Source organism: Gillisia limnaea DSM 15749 (assembly GCF_000243235.1).
GTDB classification, from domain to species: Bacteria; Bacteroidota; Bacteroidia; order Flavobacteriales; family Flavobacteriaceae; genus Gillisia; species Gillisia limnaea.
Map to the genome: position 1 here is coordinate 302,660 of NZ_JH594606.1, position 2,716 is coordinate 305,375.

Here is a 2,716-nt window from a genome sequence, read left to right on the forward strand (position 1 = left end):
TCCACAAAATAGGAATATCCTCAACATTTGCCCCAAGGGTTTCAAATATTCTGGAGGTGTTGGCGTTTTGCAAAGCAAAACCAAATTGAATACCCAGGAACCCGAAACTCATGTTCCAGATCTCCCAAAAACTAAGGGTGCGTTTTTGCATATCGTAAGGTAAAATTAAGATTACGACAAGCTCTAAGACTCGTCAAAACGTATTAACGGAAGTGAAAATATGGGTTCTGACTATTAATTTAAATTTAGTAAAGATATTACTTTTTTTCAAAAGCTCAAAGTAAAATCTTTTTTGGTAGAGTTTCGTTCTACCAGTCCTGTTTCAATAATGATCGTTTGGTATACCTCCTCATCGGAATCTTCGCTTTCCAGTTTTTTAATCAATAGACGGGCAGTTTGGGCACCCATTTCGGCTCCATGCTGACTAACTGTGGTCAAACTTGGAATAAACTGTTTAGACAATTCTCCATCTGTAAAACCAATCACGGCAACGTCCTGAGGAACCCTTAATCCTTTTTCCTGAAAGGCCTTGATTGCATAAATCGCAAAATGCTCGTTAACAGCAAACACCCCATCCAATTCCCTGTTTTCTAAAAAGTTCTTTATCTCCAGTTCACTTTGTTCAAAATCATCAATTTTAAGGATCAGGCTTTTATCTACCTTCATCCCGTGTTCTATTAAAGCCTGAAAATATCCTGCCGTGCGCAGCTTTCCAACGCTAACATAATCTACCGTGGTGATTAACCCTATTTTTTTACAACCTATCTCAATAAGCTTACTAACAGCTTTTTTTGCTCCTATTGTGTCATCTATAATCACTTTATCACATTCAATTTCATCGATCACACGGTCAAACATTACGAGTGGCATCCCTTGATTTAGCACTTCTTTAAGATGATGATAATCCTTTTTTTGCTGAGTCTCCTTTGCCACAGATATTATAAATCCATCGGTACTTCCGTTTGCCAGCAATTCCATGTTTATCACTTCCTTATCAAAGGAATTGTTGGACATACATATAATAACATGGTAGCCCTTTTCATTTGCTACATGCTCTATGCCGCTTATCACCGTTGTAAAAAAATGATGAACTATCTCAGGAATGATAACCCCTATGGTTTTTGATTTTCTGTTCTTCAGACTTAATGCTATATTATTGGGCTTGTAGTTATATAATTTGGCAAAGGCCTTGATTTTAGCACTGGTATCCTCACTAATTTCGGAGCTATCTCTCAGGGCTTTAGATACTGTAGAAATTGAAACATCTAGTTCACTGGCAATATGTTTTAATGTTAGCTTCCTTTTCATATTTAGATATTTATTGTTTTTTAATGGTCATATGTAATTCGCATATCTTTATCGGTGTTTGTATCGTATTCGCGTTATGCTCATTTCATAGTACGTTAATTTTGGTATTTTCAATGTTTAAGGTATTTCTTGTTTTGAGGATAATTGCATTTGCAAAACACCCAATTTAATTTTTAGCTGAATTTAAGGGAATTCTTGATAATAAGACCACCCCTGCAATAAAAAATAGCACTAAAAATATAATAGCATTTCGAACGCTTCCCGTTAATTGTGCCACAATTCCATATAAAACCATCCCTATTACAATCCCTATTTTTTCAGAAACATCGTAAAAGCTAAAATAACTGGTCGTATCCGGGGTGCCCTCGGGTAGCATTTTAGAATATGTAGAACGGGATAAAGCCTGGGTTCCCCCCATTATAAGTCCCACTCCGGCAGCGGCAAAATAAAACTGAAAAGGAGTTGTTATAAAATAAGCATAAACACATATTGCGATCCAGAATAAATTCAAAATAATCAAGGTCCTGATATTGCCAATTTTTAAAGCGGTTTTAGATGTTAAGGTAGCGCCCGCGACGGCGACCAATTGGATAAGCAATATACTTACGATCAATCCGGTGGTTGCATCCTGCTCTCCCCAATCCAATTCTTCAATCCCAAAATAAGTGGCGACCAGCATTATGGTTTGAACAGCCATACTGTAGGTGAAGAAAGCAACCAAATAGCGCTTTAGAATCAATTGATGGGTAAGAGAATTATAGATAAGTTTAAGCTCCTTAAAGCCATTAAACAGTACATTTTTGGCCATTTTCTGTTGTTTATTTCCCTTTGGCAAATAATAGTAGGTGTACTGGCTAAATCCTATCCACCAAACCCCTGTTAAAACAAAGGAAAGCCTGGTAGGAAAGCCTTCATCCTCAAAACCAAACCAGTCGTATTTAAGGATCATTATCAAGCAAAGTATAAGTAAAATAACACTCCCAATATACCCCAGGGAAAAACCTTTAGCACTTATATTATCCTGTTGATTGGGATAGGCGATATCCGGTAAATACGAGTTATAAAAAACCAAACTTGACCAAAAGCCAATCAAAGCCAGGAAATAACACAACAAACCAAACCAAAGATATTCGAGATTGAACCAGAATAATCCAATGCAGGAAACAGCTCCCAGGTAACAGAAAAATTTTAAAAATAATTTCTTGTTTCCTACATAATCTGCTATCCCTGAAAGCAATGGACTAATTAAGGAAACCACCAAAAAAGCCAATGCGGTAACATAACTTATCAAAGAATCATTGTTTATAGAATAACCCAGAAAATCAATGGTATCTTTAATAATCGCTCCATCCTCATCCTTTAAAATGGTAATAGCTCCATAAAAAATTGGAAATATGGCAGAGGCAAT

The 2,716-nt window shown here is 36.3% G+C and carries 2 protein-coding genes and 1 pseudogene; all 3 read right to left on the reverse strand.

Annotated elements, in window-relative coordinates; translation table 11 throughout:
* A pseudogene (locus GILLI_RS19185) lies at window positions 1–151 on the reverse strand (MFS transporter); the annotation flags it as partial.
* A gap of 116 nt (window positions 152–267) precedes the next feature.
* Window positions 268–1,308, reverse strand: a complete 1,041-nt coding sequence (locus tag GILLI_RS03095; protein ID WP_006987669.1) for a LacI family DNA-binding transcriptional regulator — start codon at window positions 1,306–1,308, stop codon at window positions 268–270.
* Window positions 1,309–1,474: 166 nt separating this feature from the next.
* Window positions 1,475–2,716 (reverse strand): MFS transporter (locus tag GILLI_RS03100; protein WP_156798691.1); only part of this gene is annotated, 1,242 nt, incomplete at its 5' end.

Coding starts and splice junctions, on each gene's coding strand:
- GILLI_RS03095 (WP_006987669.1), bottom strand. CDS start 1,308: ATGAAAAGGAAGCTAACATTAAAACATATTGCCAGTGAACTAGATGTT.